The sequence below is a fragment of the Pseudomonas sp. SDO5532_S415 genome, assembly GCF_054071155.1.
The window spans coordinates 13739-29914 of sequence record NZ_JBSVWS010000056.1; the positions used below are offsets into that span (position 1 = coordinate 13739).

12 protein-coding genes are annotated in these 16176 nt (G+C 59.8%); 9 read left to right on the top strand and 3 right to left on the bottom strand.

Features of this window, described 5'->3' with window-relative positions; translation table 11 throughout:
- The first annotated feature begins 56 nt into the window (after positions 1 to 56).
- A complete protein-coding gene (locus tag ACW9HW_RS14780; protein ID WP_095194675.1) occupies positions 57 to 275 on the top strand; it encodes a DUF2970 domain-containing protein in 219 nt (72 codons plus the stop codon).
- Here ACW9HW_RS14780 and ACW9HW_RS14785 read toward each other — a convergent pair.
- Positions 272 to 1357 carry an ABC transporter substrate-binding protein gene (locus ACW9HW_RS14785; protein WP_457400511.1) on the bottom strand — a complete coding sequence of 362 codons (1086 nt, stop codon included), beginning with the start codon at positions 1355 to 1357 and terminating at the stop codon, positions 272 to 274. The genes ACW9HW_RS14780 and ACW9HW_RS14785 overlap by 4 nt on opposite strands.
- Positions 1358 to 1880: 523 nt before the next feature.
- Between ACW9HW_RS14785 and ACW9HW_RS14790 the strand changes: the two genes are divergently transcribed.
- Complete coding sequence (locus ACW9HW_RS14790; RefSeq protein WP_095194674.1) at positions 1881 to 3539, top strand: nitrite/sulfite reductase; 1659 nt, start codon at positions 1881 to 1883, stop codon at positions 3537 to 3539.
- The gene (locus tag ACW9HW_RS14795) at positions 3523 to 4017 is read left to right on the top strand and encodes a DUF934 domain-containing protein (protein WP_095194673.1); all 495 of its coding nucleotides are present in this window, start codon (positions 3523 to 3525) and stop codon (positions 4015 to 4017) included. The genes ACW9HW_RS14790 and ACW9HW_RS14795 overlap by 17 nt, the downstream gene beginning before the upstream one ends.
- A gap of 48 nt (positions 4018 to 4065) precedes the next feature.
- Here ACW9HW_RS14795 and ACW9HW_RS14800 read toward each other — a convergent pair whose 3' ends face one another.
- Positions 4066 to 8025, bottom strand: coding sequence for a dermonecrotic toxin domain-containing protein (locus tag ACW9HW_RS14800; protein WP_457400514.1), 3960 nt, complete (start codon positions 8023 to 8025; stop codon positions 4066 to 4068).
- 183 nt (positions 8026 to 8208) lie between these two features.
- Positions 8209 to 9231 (bottom strand): protease SohB, encoded by a 1023-nt coding sequence (gene sohB / locus ACW9HW_RS14805; RefSeq protein WP_095194670.1) that lies wholly within the window; start codon positions 9229 to 9231, stop codon positions 8209 to 8211.
- Positions 9232 to 9432: 201 nt separating this feature from the next.
- Here sohB and ACW9HW_RS14810 point away from each other — a divergent pair, with 201 nt between their 5' ends.
- From ACW9HW_RS14810 to ACW9HW_RS14835, 6 genes are all read left to right on the top strand, one after another.
- Positions 9433 to 10143, top strand: coding sequence for a histidine phosphatase family protein (locus ACW9HW_RS14810; RefSeq protein WP_095194669.1), 711 nt, complete (start codon positions 9433 to 9435; stop codon positions 10141 to 10143).
- A 63-nt stretch (positions 10144 to 10206) separates the two neighbouring features.
- On the top strand, positions 10207 to 10521 hold the full coding sequence (locus ACW9HW_RS14815) for an SCP2 sterol-binding domain-containing protein (RefSeq protein WP_008154977.1): 315 nt from the start codon (positions 10207 to 10209) through the stop codon (positions 10519 to 10521).
- A gap of 292 nt (positions 10522 to 10813) precedes the next feature.
- Positions 10814 to 12658: an amidohydrolase gene (locus ACW9HW_RS14820; protein ID WP_457400521.1), complete on the top strand. Its 1845-nt coding sequence runs from the start codon at positions 10814 to 10816 to the stop codon at positions 12656 to 12658.
- Between the two features lie 239 nt (positions 12659 to 12897).
- Positions 12898 to 13761: a LysR family transcriptional regulator gene (locus ACW9HW_RS14825; protein WP_095194668.1), complete on the top strand. Its 864-nt coding sequence runs from the start codon at positions 12898 to 12900 to the stop codon at positions 13759 to 13761.
- A gap of 106 nt (positions 13762 to 13867) precedes the next feature.
- A complete protein-coding gene (locus ACW9HW_RS14830) occupies positions 13868 to 15013 on the top strand; it encodes a sterol desaturase/SRPBCC family protein (protein ID WP_457400517.1) in 1146 nt (381 codons plus the stop codon).
- The gene (locus tag ACW9HW_RS14835; RefSeq protein ID WP_457400519.1) at positions 15010 to 16101 is read left to right on the top strand and encodes an SMP-30/gluconolactonase/LRE family protein; all 1092 of its coding nucleotides are present in this window, start codon (positions 15010 to 15012) and stop codon (positions 16099 to 16101) included. The genes ACW9HW_RS14830 and ACW9HW_RS14835 overlap by 4 nt, the downstream gene beginning before the upstream one ends.
- Positions 16102 to 16176: the final 75 nt, after the last annotated feature.

A 16176-nucleotide genomic window follows, 5' to 3' on the forward strand; every position in this document is an offset into this window, starting at 1 on the left:
TTGTGTTTGCCTTAATTGTCTATGCTTACTTTTCACACACACGTGACGAGGGGTTTATGGACGATCCAGTCGACAACAAGCCGCCAACCTTCTGGCAGATGCTGCACAGCGTCATGGCCGCGGCGTTCGGGGTGCAGAGCGGAAAGAATCGCGCGCGGGACTTCACCCACGGCAAGCCCAGTCATTTCGTGATTCTGGGGATTTTGTTCACGACCGTGTTCGCATTGACGCTCTACGGCATCGTGCAACTGGTGGTGCATCTAGCAAAGATTTAGTGCATCAGGGTTTGCAGGCTGAACGGGTAGCGCCAGGACGTTGGTCGCCCCTTGGCCGAGAGCTTGTGAAAATCCACGCCGAAATCCTGTGCGGCGCCCATGGCCAGCAGACGCTTGGCTTGTGCCCGGTCAATCAGCTGTAACAGCGGAATCTGCCGATCACGACCACCGTACTGGCTGATGTCGATGCCCTCATCGTAGTCACGCAACTGCACCAGCGCCCAGCCCCCCAGGCTGAAGTGCCCACCCAGCAACACGCTCAAGCGGTTGTCGAGCAGTGCGTGCAAGGCGGCGGGCGAGTTGTTGATCGTACCGAACAGCGCATCCTTGCCGGGTTTGCCGCCCGACTCTTCGAAGGCGCGCATCACACCAAAGCCCATTTCGTCATTGGCCGACCAGATCAGCGACGTCTGCGGGTAGCGCCTGAATAACATCTTGGCCTGCTCATAGGCCCGTTCCCGGGTCCAGCCACCGTATACCAGCTGGCGCAGACGCACCTCAGGGTGTTCGGCCAGCGCCCGGCGCATGCCCTTTTCGCGCAACTGCGCCGATGGCGTGATTTTCAGTCCGGAGAAGGCCAGCAGGTCAATGTACTGACCGGGAACCATCGGAGGGTGCAAGCGGATCAGTTCCTTGAGCATCAGGTAGCCGCCCTCCTCGTCGTTGGGCACCAGGCTACCCACCCAGCCGGGGTATTTGTCGGGCCGGGCGCCGAGCAGGCGCATCTGGTCCGGGGTCAGGGCATTGTTGACGATGAACAGCTTCACCCCGCTGCCATGGGCCAGGCGCAGGATTTCGGGGGCGATGTATTGTTCGTTGACGAATACCAGATAGTCGGGCCGGTGTAGCCCTTGCAGCGCTTCACGCGCTTGCGCGAGGGTGATCTCGGCGTTGCGGTCGGAGTACTCGATACGCAAATCCATGCCCAGGTCCTTGGCGGCAGCCTGCATGAATTGCGAGTAACTGACCCAGAACGCTTCCCTCGTGGTTCCCGGATTGAGGAACAGCACCGACGCTGCCTGAGCGCAAGGTCCCACGACCATCGTCAGCGCCAGCAATACGCCACACAGCAACTTCAACATTGGTCGTCCGAGCCCCCGGAAATTCGCCGCGCATTATAGCCAGCGAACGCCCGCAAAACGGCGTTTATTCCGGTTTTTGTCCGACAATCGTCGGAACGAGGCCCGGACGGGGTCGTTTATTGATGGCTGACCCAAAATACCGCAGTGCCGACGACCAGAATGATCAGGAACAGAATCGCCCAGGCATCGACCGTGCTATCGCTTTTCCTTGCTTTGGTTGGGTTGCTCATTGCATCGCCTCTTGTCGGTTTTATCGGTGATTGCATAAAGACTCGACCACAGTTAAGACGATGATTGCCCGCACGACAAATGTGGGTTAAGTGACAACCGTTCTCGTTAGGCGATTTGGTTCTTTACATATACTCAAACATCACTTTTGCGCATAACTGCAAACTGGTATCTTGCCCCGGCTCCGTAGGGAGTGCGCGGCCGTGCGCGCAGAATTGCAGAGGCTCTATCGGGTTCCGGCAAGCACAAAAACGCAGCTGTATCCGAGCGACCCAAGCCTGAGAACAGGACTTATATGTACGTATACGACGAGTACGATCAGCGGATCATCGAGGACCGCGTCAAGCAGTTCCGTGATCAGACCCGACGCTATCTGGCAGGCGAGCTGAGCGAAGAAGAATTCCGCCCCCTGCGCCTGCAGAACGGGCTTTATATCCAGCGCTTCGCACCCATGCTGCGTGTGGCGGTGCCTTACGGCCAATTGACTTCGCGCCAGATGCGAATGATGGCCAAAATCGCCCGCGACTACGACAAGGGCTATGCCCATATCAGCACCCGGCAGAACGTGCAGTTCAACTGGCCGGCGGTGGAAGACATCCCGGACATCCTGGCGGAACTGGCCACCGTGCAGATGCACGCGATCCAGACCAGCGGCAACTGCCTGCGCAATGTCACCACCGACCAGTTCGCCGGCGTCGCAGCCGATGAGCTGATCGACCCGCGCCCATGGTGCGAGATTGTTCGTCAATGGACGACTTTCCACCCGGAATTCGCTTACCTGCCGCGCAAGTTCAAGATCGCCGTCAACGGTTCGACCTCCGACCGTGCCGCCATCGAAGTCCACGACATTGGCCTTGAGCCAGTGCATAACGCCGCGGGCGAACTGGGTTTCCGCGTGCTGGTTGGCGGCGGCCTGGGCCGTACCCCGGTGGTGGGCGCGTTCATCAATGAGTTCCTGCCGTGGCAAGACCTGTTGAGCTACCTCGACGCCATCCTGCGGGTGTACAACCGCTATGGCCGTCGTGACAACAAGTACAAGGCGCGTATCAAGATCCTGGTAAAAGCGCTGACCCCTGAAGTCTTCGCCCAGAAAGTCGATGCGGAAATGGAACACCTGCGCGGTGGCCAGACCACGCTGACCGAAGCCGAAGTGCAGCGCGTCGCCAGACACTTCGTCGACCCGGACTACAAGGCCCTGGACAACCAGAGCGCCGCATTGGCCGAGCTTGATAAAGAGCATCCGGGCTTCGCCCGCTGGCGCACCCGCAACACCCTGGCCCACAAGAAGCCGGGTTATGTCGCCGTGACCCTGTCCCTGAAGCCGACCGGCGTTGCGCCGGGCGACATCACCGACAAGCAGCTCGACGCCGTGGCCGATCTGGCCGACCGCTACAGCTTTGGTGAATTGCGCACCTCCCACGAGCAGAACATCATCCTGGCCGACGTCGAGCAGGACAAGCTGTTCACCCTGTGGGGCGAATTGCGCGAGAACGGTTTCGCCACGCCGAACATCGGCCTGCTGACCGACATCATCTGCTGCCCGGGCGGCGACTTCTGCTCCCTGGCCAACGCCAAGTCGATCCCGATCGCCGAATCGATCCAGCGCCGCTTCGACGACCTGGACTACCTGTTCGACATCGGTGAACTGGACCTGAACATCTCCGGTTGCATGAACGCCTGCGGTCACCACCACGTCGGCCACATCGGCATCCTCGGGGTGGACAAGAAAGGCGAAGAGTTCTACCAGGTGTCCCTCGGCGGCAGCGCCAGCCGTGACGCCAGCCTGGGCAAGATCCTCGGCCCGTCCTTCGCACAGGACGATATGCCTGACGTGATCGAGAAGCTGATCGACGTGTACATCGAACAACGTACCGAAGACGAGCGCTTCATCGACACCTACCAGCGTATCGGCATCGACCTCTTCAAGGAACGCGTCTATGCAGCGAATCATTAAGAACAACGAAGTCGTCGACGAAACCTGGCACTTGCTGCCCAAGGATTTCAACATCGACGAAATCACCAACTGCGACGATTACATCGTCCCGCTGCAACTGTGGCGCGAACACAGCCGTATGCTCCTGGCCCGCGACGGCGGCCTGGGCGTGTGGCTGGATGCCGATGAAGAAGCCGAGGAAATCGGTGAAGACGTGGCAAGCTTCCAGGTCATCGCCTTGAACTTCCCGGCCTTCACCGATGGCCGCAACTACTCCAACGCGCGCCTGCTGCGTGACCGTTATGGTTTCAAAGGCGAATTGCGCGCGATTGGCGATGTGCTGCGCGACCAGTTGTTCTACATGCACCGCTGCGGTTTCGATGCCTTTGCCATCCGCCCCGATAAAGACCCGTACGAAGCCCTTGAAGGTCTCAAGGACTTCTCGGTGACCTATCAGGCCGCCACCGACGAACCGCTGCCGCTGTTCCGTCGTCGTTAAAAAATAAAGCCCTGACTCTGCATGGAGCCAGGGCTTTATCCTTTGGGGTTATTCGATCTGAAATGGCCGCCCCATCGCTACCCAGTCGTTATAAAGTCTGGCCCGATCTTCCAATGCCGTGAGCACTGCTATCGGGTTGTCGAAAGCGCCTCCCGGCATCGGTACATCCCGGGCTATTCGCGTCCACGACTCTTGCGACGCATCAGCGTCACTCAACAGTCGCCATACCCGTGCCTGAAGATCCAGATAGTTGACCCGGTAATCCGCAGTCAAACTCAACGGACTCATGGCCCCCAGGAACCGCCTGCCGCCTAGGTGCAGGGCCAGTCGTTGCCAGAATTGCACCCTTGCGTTGCGCTGCCCTTCTTCGACACCCAGCAGCCAGGGTGTCGGGCCTAAATAGTCGCTTCCCGGCGCGTCCAGCCACAGGTTCAAACCCGTTCTTTCCCGGTGCGCGACCAGCCTGCGCAAGGTGTCCTCATCGGTCAAGGGGTTGTGCCACAACAGTACTCTATCTCTGGCGATAGCTTGATTCAGTACTGCCTGGGGAACCCGTTCGATCTGGTTATCCTGTAAGTCGAGTGTCGTCAGGTACGGCTGATCCATAATCCCGACGGGACACGTCTTGATGCCCGTATTATTCAGTTTCAGCGCCCGCAATTGATTCATTCCCGTGACGACAGGGGGAACAACCAAGGGGTTATCGCTCAGATCCAATGATTGCAAATTTACCAATGAACTTAACTGCCCCGCAGTGTTTGCCGGGAGGGCCAATGCTCGCACATCATCCAGGACAATTGGCTGCACCGCAGCGGCCCTCTGGAAGGTCAGCCGGGTGGAGCTTAGATTCAATGAAGTGAGATGCTGTAACTGCGGGATCGTCGACGGCAATGCACTTTCCAGTTCCCCATCAATGTTGGGCAATCGCAAGTCTGTGCCTTCCAGATTCAAAACTCGCAAACGAGGAAAACGCTCTAAAAAGCCATTCAAACTTCGGCGTTCGACCAAGTGGAAATTTCTCAAACCCAACTCAACCACGTCATTGAACCGGACATTGAGTACCGGTAATCGATGAAAGTCTTCGTTGTGCATGTCCATTGCGAAGCCATCGACATGATTTCCCGTGTAGTGAGAATTTTCCTCTGGCGCTCTTTTCTGGAAGATTGCGATAAGCTCATCCGCCAGCTCACCGCGTGTTTCGCGTTCATACGCCATCACCTCCTCCAACCGCCTGACGTTTTCTTGCGCGATCTGCATGGCCGTCATGCCCTGCGCCTCCGGATCCCCGGCATTCAGGAAGTCGATGTCCATATCGCCGACATCGAGCGCGGCTTGATCAATCCAGGTCTCCATGTCCGCGTACAATTGCTGCAGTTGCTGTTTTGAGGCGTCGATATAAGCCTGTGCTCCGCTTCCCAGCGGCTGCAAGATCACGTCAGCATCGCCGTTGGACAATTCGGGATAAATCTCCCTGAGCTGCAATCTCATTGTTTCATGCGTCAGGGCCTCCCCTTGAGGTGTAGCCGGATGACCTCCTCCCCTCAATCCCTGCGCCTCAAAGGGCAACCCTGAATCCATTCTGGACCGACCAAGGACCCATTCGGAACGGGATAATGGCTGCTCGCTCACTTTCAGTTTCAACTCATCTGCCGGGGCACTGGATGTGAGTCCCAATGCCCTATGCTCGTCCTTGCTCAGCACACCGGCGACAGCTTCATAAATATTGGTAGCCGCAGCGGGTTGGGTCGACAGGCCATCGAACCTGTAGCCCGCATCCGACTTGATCAAGGTCCGGCAATCAGGTGTGTCGAGCGGCCCCGCGCGATCCAGAATCCGACCGCCAATCGAACTGTCGCGTACGTCTAATCGCAACCCTTTCGGCCATCCCGGCAGATTTACCAGAGAGTGCAACGCCAGTGTGTCCGATTCAGGGTTGCTGACTGACCGCAGATAGAGACCTTCAAAAGCCCGATTGATACGCACATGCTCCTGGTATTGGCGCGCCTTGCCGTCCAGTCGCTTGAACAGGTCCTTGATCTGGACGGGGTCGGGTGGCGCCTTGAAGTCGACACCATGACGATCCAGTACTTGCTCTACGGCAGCCTTGGGCAGATCGGGGTATGTCCGTTGAAACAGCTGGACCCATGGGTGTTCCGACTGCTGGAGCGCCTGATATCGACGGTTGAATTCAGCCTGCGCGCTCGATGGATCGTGCAGTGCCGTGACTTCCTGATCGATCCTGAAACGGTCGATGGTATCGGCCAGCAGCGGGGTCGGCGCGCGTCCTGCCTGCATCAGGCGCAGCATGTCATTGTCGACTGCGCTGACCCTGCCGATCTGTGCCAGCACTTCGTCACTGAATGTACCTGCCGGGACACCCACTCCACGCAACAGATCGGTACGCGTCGGCAATGGCAAGGCCGGCGTTGCGGTGATGTCCGGCCCGTGAACCGGTCCTGCTTCTGGAGGCGTCGAGGATTCGCGACTGCGTTCCCCTGCCTTGGCGAAAGGCCCCTCCTCTGCCCCTCCGTGGCCGATCGACGCGGCCTCTGCGACCAGCGGCAACGCATTGAGCACGCCGAACACCGTGCGAGTGACACCTTGCGAACGCTTGTCGGCCGTATCACCGTTGATGGCTTGATCCAGGCCGTAGCCGGCATCGATGAGTCCGGCAAGGGCCAACAACCCTTCACCACCCGGTACGAACAACGCCAACGGACCAAACTGATTGACCCATTGGACGATGGGCTCGACCACGGCACTCAGGTTGTCGCGGTTAACCTGCGCATCGTCGCGGATGGTTTCGACACTGGCCTGGGCGGCCCGCTTCATGGTCAGGACCAGCTGTGCAAAGGGATCGGTTGGCGAGGGTTGAACATCCAGATCGATGTAGTCAGCAGGATTCCAGTAACCATCATTGTTGAAGAAGCCAGACTCTCGGGTCAGATGATGCTGTGCCGGAAATTGCGCCATACCGTCCAGCGCCGTCAGTACACCGGCGTGAAACGTCCCGTCACGAAGATCTTCATCGGCAAAGTGCGATGCCAGCGCTTGCCTGGTTTCGGACGACCGCCCCTGATCGACAATCCATTGGCGTAGTTGGCTTCTGTCTGAAAACTCGTGGATCGGGGAGGAGTTGCCCGGGATATACACAATCACCCTGTCGCTGGATCGATCACGGAAGCACCAGATATCCGTCGCCGAGTACCGATAGAGCTTCAGGAAGCTTGCCTCGACATCCGGAGGCATGCGTGTCGGCGCTTGCAACGGCTGCAGTGTCAACGTTGGCCACGCCTGATCCGGCGGCAAACCGGCAGCATGCAAGGCCAGTTCCAAACCTTTTGCCGACAGACTGTTTTCATGTCGTTGCAGCCAGGCCGTCATGACAAACGCGGCCTTGGTCGAGGTTCTGAGAGCATAAGGCGTGGCCGCCCCGAGCACCTCATCGGAGGGCCAGGCCTTATCGATATAGGCCTGATACAACGTTTTGAAATCCAGTTCCCAGACCCATTTCTTGAAGTCAGCGGGGTGCAGCCTGATCTGCGTTTGCGGTCCATAAGATTGCGGAACCGTGTGACGATAAATGCCTTCATACGTATCGTGATTGCCGCTACCGTGATAGGCGAATTCGTCGACATTTTCGACGATTCGAACAGGTGGCCCGACGTCAGGCGGCGTATACAGGCCGAATGCCGTTTCGCCAAAACGCCCGTCACCAACGGTCTGGTAATTGGAAATCAGTGTTTGTACCAGCGTTCGCGAACTCGCCACTTGCCCTTGGTGTACACCGTTCTGTGCGGGATGGCCGTTGTAATCGTAATCAAGGGTAACCAGCAAGGCTGTCTGCGGTTCGAGGTCATGCCCCCACTTTTCCTTGATCATCTGTTCGCCAAACTGGGCTGGGGTTTGTGGAAGCGCGGTATCCACGGCGGTTTTCAGTTCCTCGCGCATGGGCAGAGATGATGGTGCGCGTGGATGAGAGATGTGCTTGTCAGAAAACTCGTTCATTTTGCAGTCCGTTGCAGTTTGAGGTGGTTCACCCTAACCAATTTGGGCGCTCTGCAACGTGGGAGTGATCAACAGCAACTTTAGGAAAGTTCTCTGTTTCCAGATGAAAAAGGGTAGTCCGGGCAAAAAAAAACCGTGGCAATGTCCACGGTTTTTGTTGTTACAACGATGATGATTCGTGTGTTACCAGAAACGCTGCTGGGTCAATCGGCTCCACCAACTCAACAGCACGCGGTCCACTGAACCGCTGGCCGCCATGCCGATGCGTTCCTGCAGGCTTTTACGTTCGGCGTAATGCAGGTGATAAAGCTCCGACTGTTTGGCACGTTCGGCCAGGTATTCGTCGCTGGTCTTGAGTTCATCGACCAGTTGCTTGTCCAGTGCCGCGACACCCAGCCAGATTTCCCCGGTGGCCACTTCGTCGATGGCCAGTTGCGGGCGGTAGCGGGAAACGAAGTTCTTGAACAGTTGATGGGTAATGTCCAGGTCCTGCTGGAATTTCTCCCGGCCCTTCTCGGTGTTTTCGCCGAACACCGTCAAGGTGCGTTTGTACTCACCGGCGGTCAGCACTTCGAAGTCGATGTCGTGTTTCTTCAGCAGGCGATTGATGTTGGGCAACTGCGCCACCACACCGATCGAGCCGAGGATTGCAAACGGGGCGCTGATGATCTTCTCGCCGATGCACGCCATCATGTAGCCGCCGCTGGCCGCGACCTTGTCGATGCACACGGTCAACGGGATGCCGGCCTGACGGATACGCGCCAGTTGCGAGGAGGCCAGGCCGTAGCTGTGGACCATGCCGCCACCGCTTTCCAGGCGCAGCACTACTTCATCCTTGGGTGTGGCCAGGGTCAGCAACGCGGTGATTTCGTGACGCAGGCTTTCCGTGGCCGAGGCCTTGATGTCGCCGTCGAAATCCAGCACGAACACTCGGGGTTTGGCTTCGGGCTTTTTCTTCTGCTTCTTCTCGGTTTTAGCCTGGGACTTGCGCAAGGCCTTGAGTTGGTCCTTGTCGAGCAAGGTTTGCTCCAGCCGATCGCGCAGCCCTTTGTAGAAATCATTGAGCTTGCTGACCTGCAGCTGGCCGGCCGACTTGCGTCGACCTTTGCTGCGCAAGGCCGCGAAACTGGCCAGGACCACCAGAATGGCGATCACCAGGGTCACGGTCTTGGCCAGAAAAACGGCGTATTCGGACAAAAACTCCACAGGGACTCCTTAAGCGTTGCGCGGCATGGAAGCGCGCGGGATACCTTCAGCATACCCATGCGCCGCCCTTGCGGCCAGCCATGAAACCTCTGGCAACAGGCCTGTAACAGGCATTTCAAACAAGCGTATGTTTTTTCATTGACAGCTCACCGCCATCCTCATAACCTCGCCAAACCTTCAACGTACCGGGACGACGCGGACGTGGGCAGCATCTACTTGATTCGACATGGCCAGGCCTCCTTTGGTGCAGACGACTACGACGTCCTGTCGCCCATCGGTGTTCGCCAGGCGGAAATCCTCGGCCAGCACCTGGCCGAACTCGGTATCAGCTTCGATCGCTGCCTGGCGGGCGACTTGCGCCGCCAGCAACATACGGCCAACAGCGCGCTGGAACAATTCGCCGCCGTGGGCCTGCCGGTACCGATCCTGGAAACCGATTCGGCGTTCAACGAGTTCGACGCCGACGCGGTGATCCGCGCGCTGCTGCCGGCGATGCTGCCGGACGAACCCGAAGCCCTGAACATCCTGCGCAACGCCGCGCAAAACCGCGCCGAGTTCCAGCGTATCTTCGCCCTGATCATCGAGCGCTGGCTGGCCGGCACCTACGACACACCGGAGCTGGAAAGCTGGCTGGGGTTTGTCGAGCGGGTCCGGGCCGGTCTTCACAGAATTCTTGAAAGCGCCGACAACACCCAGAAAATCGCGGTGTTCACCTCCGGCGGCACCATCACCGCCCTGCTCCACCTCATTACGCAAATGCCTGCCAGGCAGGCCTTTGAATTGAACTGGCAAATCGTCAACACCTCGCTCAACCACCTGAAGTTCCGTGGTCGCGAGGTGGCCCTGGCTTCCTTCAACAGTCATGCGCACCTGCAACTGCTGAAGGCCCCGGAACTCATCACGTTTCGCTGAGTCCGGACTATTGTGACCCTGGCTGTAATCACCCAGCTCTAATTACCAAAAAAGGATCAAACCATGACCTCCGTAGCTGATGCCGTACAAGCAATGAAAGCCAAGTTCAACCCAGCCGCTGCTGCCGGTCTGGACCTGGTCTTCGGTTTCCGCATCGACGACACCAAGAACTTCTCGCTGATCGTCAAGGACAGCACCTGCGAGCTGCAAGAAGGCGAGAACCCGGACGCCCAAGTGACCCTGGTGATGGACGGCGAAACCCTGGAAGGCATCGTCAGCGGCGAAACCGACGGCATGCAGGCTTTCATGGGCGGCAAGCTGCGCGCTGAAGGCGACATGATGCTGGCCATGAAACTGTCCGAGCTGTTCCCGGCCTAAGACTGCGGCTCCCTGCTTCGGGAGTCTCGCCGGCTGCACACGAATCCCGCCCCTTGTGGCGGGATTCATCGTTTTCGGCACCTGAAAACCGCCTGCCACGGATTTGCCGTCTATATTCCTTCTGGCCGCCTGGGTCAGCCAGCGGCTGTTTGTCCTCGACTCAAGTTGCGGAGGCACTGGCATGAGCCCATCTGACGACCCTAACGGTTTGAACCGCCGCCACGTACTGCAAGGCTTGTCCGCGGGCGCCATCGGTGCCTGGATCAGTCCGCTGTTCGCAGGCAGTAAAACGATGCCGGAAACGCCCGCCGACCTCATCCTGTACAACGGACGCCTGCACACCGTCGACCGCAAGAAACCCCAGGCCAGTGCCGTCGCGATCAAGGACGGGCGTTTCGTGGTGGTGGGCAGCGATGCCCAGGCCATGGCCCTGCAAGGACCTGCTACACAAGTCATCGACCTGCACGGACGCACGGTGATTCCTGGCCTCAACGACTCGCACTTGCACCTGATCCGTGGTGGCCTCAATTACAACCTCGAACTGCGTTGGGAAGGCGTGCCCTCGTTGGCCGATGCGCTGCGCATGCTCAAGGAACAGGCCGACCGTACCCCGACGCCGCAATGGGTGCGGGTAGTCGGTGGCTGGAACGAGTTCCAGTTCGCCGAGAAACGCCTGCCGACCCTCGACGAACTGAACAAGGCCGCCCCCGACACACCGGTGTTTATCCTGCACCTCTACGACCGCGCCCTGCTCAACCGCGCAGCCTTGAAGGTGGTGGGCTATACCCGCGACACGCCGAACCCGCCCGGCGGCGAAATCCAGCGCGATGCCAATGGTGACCCCACCGGCCTGCTGATCGCCCGCCCCAATGCGATGATTCTCTACTCGACCCTGGCCAAGGGGCCGAAGCTGCCGCTGGAGCACCAGGTCAACTCGACGCGCCAGTTCATGCGCGAACTCAATCGCCTGGGGGTCACCAGTGCGATCGATGCCGGCGGCGGCTATCAGAACTACCCCGACGACTATCAAGTCATCCAGCAACTGGCCCAGGACCAACAGCTCACCGTGCGCATCGCCTACAACCTGTTCACCCAGAAACCCAAGGAAGAACTGGCGGATTTCCGCAACTGGACCGGCAGCGTCAAGTTGCATCAGGGCGATGACTTCCTGCGCCACAACGGTGCCGGGGAAATGCTGGTGTTCTCCGCCGCCGACTTCGAAGACTTCCTCGAACCGCGCCCGGACCTGCCGTCCGGCATGGAGCAGGACCTGGAACCGGTGGTGCGCCATTTGGTGGAGCAACGCTGGCCGTTCCGCTTGCACGCGACCTACAACGAATCCATCAGCCGCATGCTCGACGTGTTCGAGAAGGTCAATCGCGACATCCCCTTTGCTGGATTGCCCTGGTTTTTCGACCACGCCGAAACCATCTCCCCTCGCAACATCGAGCGGGTCAAAGCCCTGGGCGGCGGCATCGCGATTCAGGATCGCATGGCCTTCCAGGGCGAATATTTCGTCGAGCGCTATGGCGCCAAGGCCGCCGAACACACCCCGCCGATTGCCCGCATGCTGGCCGAGGGCGTGCCGGTGGGTGCCGGCACCGACGCCACGCGGGTGTCGAGTTACAACCCCTGGACGTCACTGTACTGGCTGGTCAGCGGGCGCACCGTCGGCGGTCTGGAGCTGTACCCACAAGGCTTGAGCCGCGATACCGCACTGGAAATCTTCACCCACGGCAGCGCCTGGTTCTCCTCCGAGCAAGGCAAGAAAGGCCAGATCAAGGTCGGGCAACTGGCGGATCTCATTGCACTGTCGGCGGACTACTTCCACATCGAGGACAACGGGATCAAGGACATCGAAGCGGTACTGACCATCGTCGACGGCAAGATCGTCTACGGCAGCGCCGAGTTCGAAAAACTCGGGCCACCGCCGATCCCGGTGGTGCCGGAGTGGTCGCCGGTGGCCAAGGTGCCGGGGCACTGGAGAGCAACGCCGCTGACGGCACAGGTTCATCAGTGCGTCGGGGCCTGTGCGGTGCATGCGCACAGTCATGAGCGGGCGCGATTGTCGAATGCGCCGGTCAGTGATTTTCGAGAGTTCTGGGGAGCGTTTGGCTGTTCGTGCTTTGCGTTTTAGATCCCAATCCTTGCGGCGAGCGAGCTTGCTCGCGTTCGGCTGCGCAGCAGTCGCAAACACCAACAACTCGATCCGCCCGAAAAGACGCTGGGGCCGCTTCGCAGCCCAACGCGAGCAAGCTCGCTCGCCACATAACGAAGCAAGGCCGATACATTTCGATTGGCCGGATGTAGGCAAGCTCGCTCGCCACAGGTGTTGAGTGCTCTTACAATGCGGGCACCTCCCACACCGGCCACCCCATGGACATCGACCTCGCCCGCACCTTTCTGGAAATCGTCCGCCACGGCAGCCTTGCCGCGGCCGCCGAGAAGCTTCATGTCACTCAGACCGCGATCACCGCGCGGGTTCAGAAACTCGAAAGCCAGCTGGGCAGCACCCTGTTTGTGCGCAATCGTGCCGGGGCGCGCCTGACACCCAACGGCGAAGCCTTCGTGGTGTACGCCAATCAACTGGTGGAAACCTGGGAAGCCGCGCGCCGGGACCTGCCGCTGCCCGAGGGATACCACGATGTGCTGCACATCGGTGGCGAGGTCAGTCTGTGCAATCCGTTGATGCTCAGTTGGGCCGGCGAACTGCGGGAAAAAATCCCCAGCCATGCCCTGCGCATGGAGATCCGCGACGGTGAAAACCTGCTGCGCCAACTGGAACTCGGGGTGCTGGATGCGGCACTGGTCTATCAGCCCGAATACTGGCCGCGCCTGCAAGTCGAGCAGATTCTGGAAGAGAAACTCATCCTCGTGCGCCAACCCGGACGCGCCGATCCTTATGTGTACATCGATTGGGGTCAGGATTTCCGTCGCCAGCACGATGCCGCCCTGCCGGAAAAAGCCAAGGCGGCCCTGAGCTTCAACCTGGGCCCGCTGGCTTTGCAGTACATCCTCGAAAATGGCGGCAGCGGCTACTTCCGCACCCGCGTCGTGCAGAGTTATCTGGAAAGCGGCGTGCTGGAGCAAGTGCCCAAGGCCCCGGAGTTCAGTTACCCGACGTACCTGGTCTACTCCCGCGACCGCGATTCGGAAACCCTGCAACGGGCCTTCGATCTGCTGCGCGAAGTCATCAAGATCGATGACGACTGGTCGCAACGCTGGAACCCGCTGACCTGAGTCCGGTTTGCACCGGATCATGGCCGTTGTGTCCTCAAGGTTCGTCCAACCAAAACGCCGGGATCGACTAATCTGCTGGAGATAACAATAACGACAGGTGATTGCAGTGAGGCAGACCACCGAAGCATTCCGCAGCCGTTACCGCGCCAACATTCACCCGCTCTACAACCCGTGGCTGCATGGCGCCTTCGTGCTGCTGTTCGGCATTTTGGCCATTGCCGCATTCTGGAGCACCGTGCACCAGGTGCAACCGCTGGCGTGGCTGGCGGTGCCGCTGACCTTGTTGTTCTTCAACCTGGGTGTGTACCTGGTGCATCGACACCTGGGCCATCACAAAAAAGCCTTCGCGCGGATGTTCTACGCGCGCCATGCCGGCGACCATCACAGTTTTTTCGCACCCGGGTACATGACCTACGACAGCGCCCGCGACTGGCGGGTGATTCTGTTTCCGGCCTGGTTGATCGTCTTGCACACCCTGGTCATCACCTTGCCGATCTGGTGGCTGCTCAAGCAGTTCGATGCCAACGTCGCCGGGCTGGTCGCAGGCTGCCTGGTCCTCGGCTACCTGGCCTATGAGGTGTTTCACGCCTGCGAACACCTGCCGCCGCACAATCCGTTGACGCGCCTGCCGTGGATCCGCCAGATGCGGCGCCTGCACGAATTGCATCACCGCCGCGAAATGATGCAGGAGCGCAATTTCAACATCGTTTTCCCGCTGATGGATTATCTGTTCGGCACCCTCTACTGGGAGCCGGAGCAGGCCACCCCGTACCCGACGAGAACGCCCATGACGCGCATGAAGCATCAGATCGAGATTGCTGGAAATCCCATCGACGTACTCGCCTACGCCAGTTCCGTAACCCGTTGGCCGGAGTGGCATCCGTCATCGCTCAAGATCAACGGACAGCGAGGCCCCCTGCATGCCGGCGCGCGGTTCGAAGAGGACATCCGGGCCGGCGGGCGTGACGGGCATCTGAGCTGGGTGGTGGACGAGTACCTGCCGGGGCGGCGCTGGATTGCCCAGGCCCAGGGCGACCACGGTCTGTCTTTGATACTGACCTATGAGTGTGAAGCCAAGGGCGACGGCACGCTGTTTATCCGCACGCTTGAGTATCAGTTCAACGGCCTGGGGATGCGCGTCGCCAACAAACTGCTGCTCAGGCGCCGGATCGATCGTGAGTCGGCGGCGTCGATGCTGGCACTGCGCGAAATGGCGCAAAAACACCTGGCGCAGTGCGGAGTCAATGCGTGAGTCGACGGATCAGATTTCACCACTGCCTGTTGCTGGTGATCATTGCCATTGGCGCGTTCCTGCTGCTGATGCCGACCAAAGTGCAACCGGTGGCCTGGACGCCGCAGCCCGCGCCGTCTCTCAGCAGCGGCGTCTATGCCGATAATCACCGTCTCAAGGGCGTGGAGCGGGTCGGCGCCGCGAACATCGACGGCCCGGAGGCGCTGCTGCTGGAAGGCGATGCGCTGATCACCGGTTTGCATGACGGTCGGCTGATCCGCACCAGTCTCGACGGCAAGGTCACCAAAGTCCTGGCCGATACCGGGGGCCGGCCCCTGGGACTGGCTCGGCACCCCAATGGTTTGCTGGTGATCGCCGACGCGGTCAAGGGCTTGCTGTCGCTGGATGCCCAGGGTCGCCTGGTGGCAATGACCACGACAGCCGCCGGCGTACCCTTCGGTTTCACCGATGACGTGGCCATCGACAAATCCGGGCACTACGCCTATTTCAGCGACGCCTCCAGCCGCTTCGGCTACGGCGAGGACGGCGAGGCCATCATCGAGCACGGTGGTGACGGACGCTTGTTGCGTTATGACTTCCAGACAGGCAAGACCACGGTCTTGCTGGACAAGCTGGAGTTTGCCAATGGCGTCACCCTGGGGCCGGACGATGCCTTTGTGCTGGTCAACGAAACCGGCGCCTATCGCATCAGTCGTTACTGGCTGAGCGGCCCCAAGGCCGGCACCCACGATCTGTTCATCGACAACCTGCCGGGGCTGCCGGATAACCTGGCATTCAATGGCCGCGACCGTTTCTGGGTGGCGTTGTACGCGCCGCGCAACGCACTGCTCGATGCCACGGCGGCGCATCCGTTCGTGCGCAAGATGATCGTGCGGGCCATGACGATCCTTCCCAAACCGGTAGAGAAACGCGCGTTTGCCCTGGGCCTGGACATCGAGGGCAAGGTGATCGCCAACCTGCAGGATGGCAGCAGCGGCAATTACTCGCCGGTTACCACGGTGCGTGAGTATGGGGAGTGGTTGTATTTCGGCTCGCTGAAGGCGAAGAACATGGTGCGGTTGCCATTGAGTACCGCCTTGGAGAAATAACCCGGATAACCCTGTGGGAGCGAGCCTGCTCGCGAAGAGGGTGTGTCAGTCGACACAGATGTATCTGACACGCCG

Coding starts and splice junctions, on each gene's coding strand:
- ACW9HW_RS14790 (WP_095194674.1), top strand. CDS start 1,881: ATGTACGTATACGACGAGTACGATCAGCGGATCATCGAGGACCGCGTC.
- ACW9HW_RS14785 (WP_457400511.1), bottom strand. CDS start 1,357: ATGTTGAAGTTGCTGTGTGGCGTATTGCTGGCGCTGACGATGGTCGTG.
- ACW9HW_RS14820 (WP_457400521.1), top strand. CDS start 10,814: ATGCCGGAAACGCCCGCCGACCTCATCCTGTACAACGGACGCCTGCAC.
- ACW9HW_RS14795 (WP_095194673.1), top strand. CDS start 3,523: ATGCAGCGAATCATTAAGAACAACGAAGTCGTCGACGAAACCTGGCAC.
- ACW9HW_RS14780 (WP_095194675.1), top strand. CDS start 57: ATGGACGATCCAGTCGACAACAAGCCGCCAACCTTCTGGCAGATGCTG.
- ACW9HW_RS14815 (WP_008154977.1), top strand. CDS start 10,207: ATGACCTCCGTAGCTGATGCCGTACAAGCAATGAAAGCCAAGTTCAAC.
- ACW9HW_RS14800 (WP_457400514.1), bottom strand. CDS start 8,025: ATGAACGAGTTTTCTGACAAGCACATCTCTCATCCACGCGCACCATCA.
- ACW9HW_RS14825 (WP_095194668.1), top strand. CDS start 12,898: ATGGACATCGACCTCGCCCGCACCTTTCTGGAAATCGTCCGCCACGGC.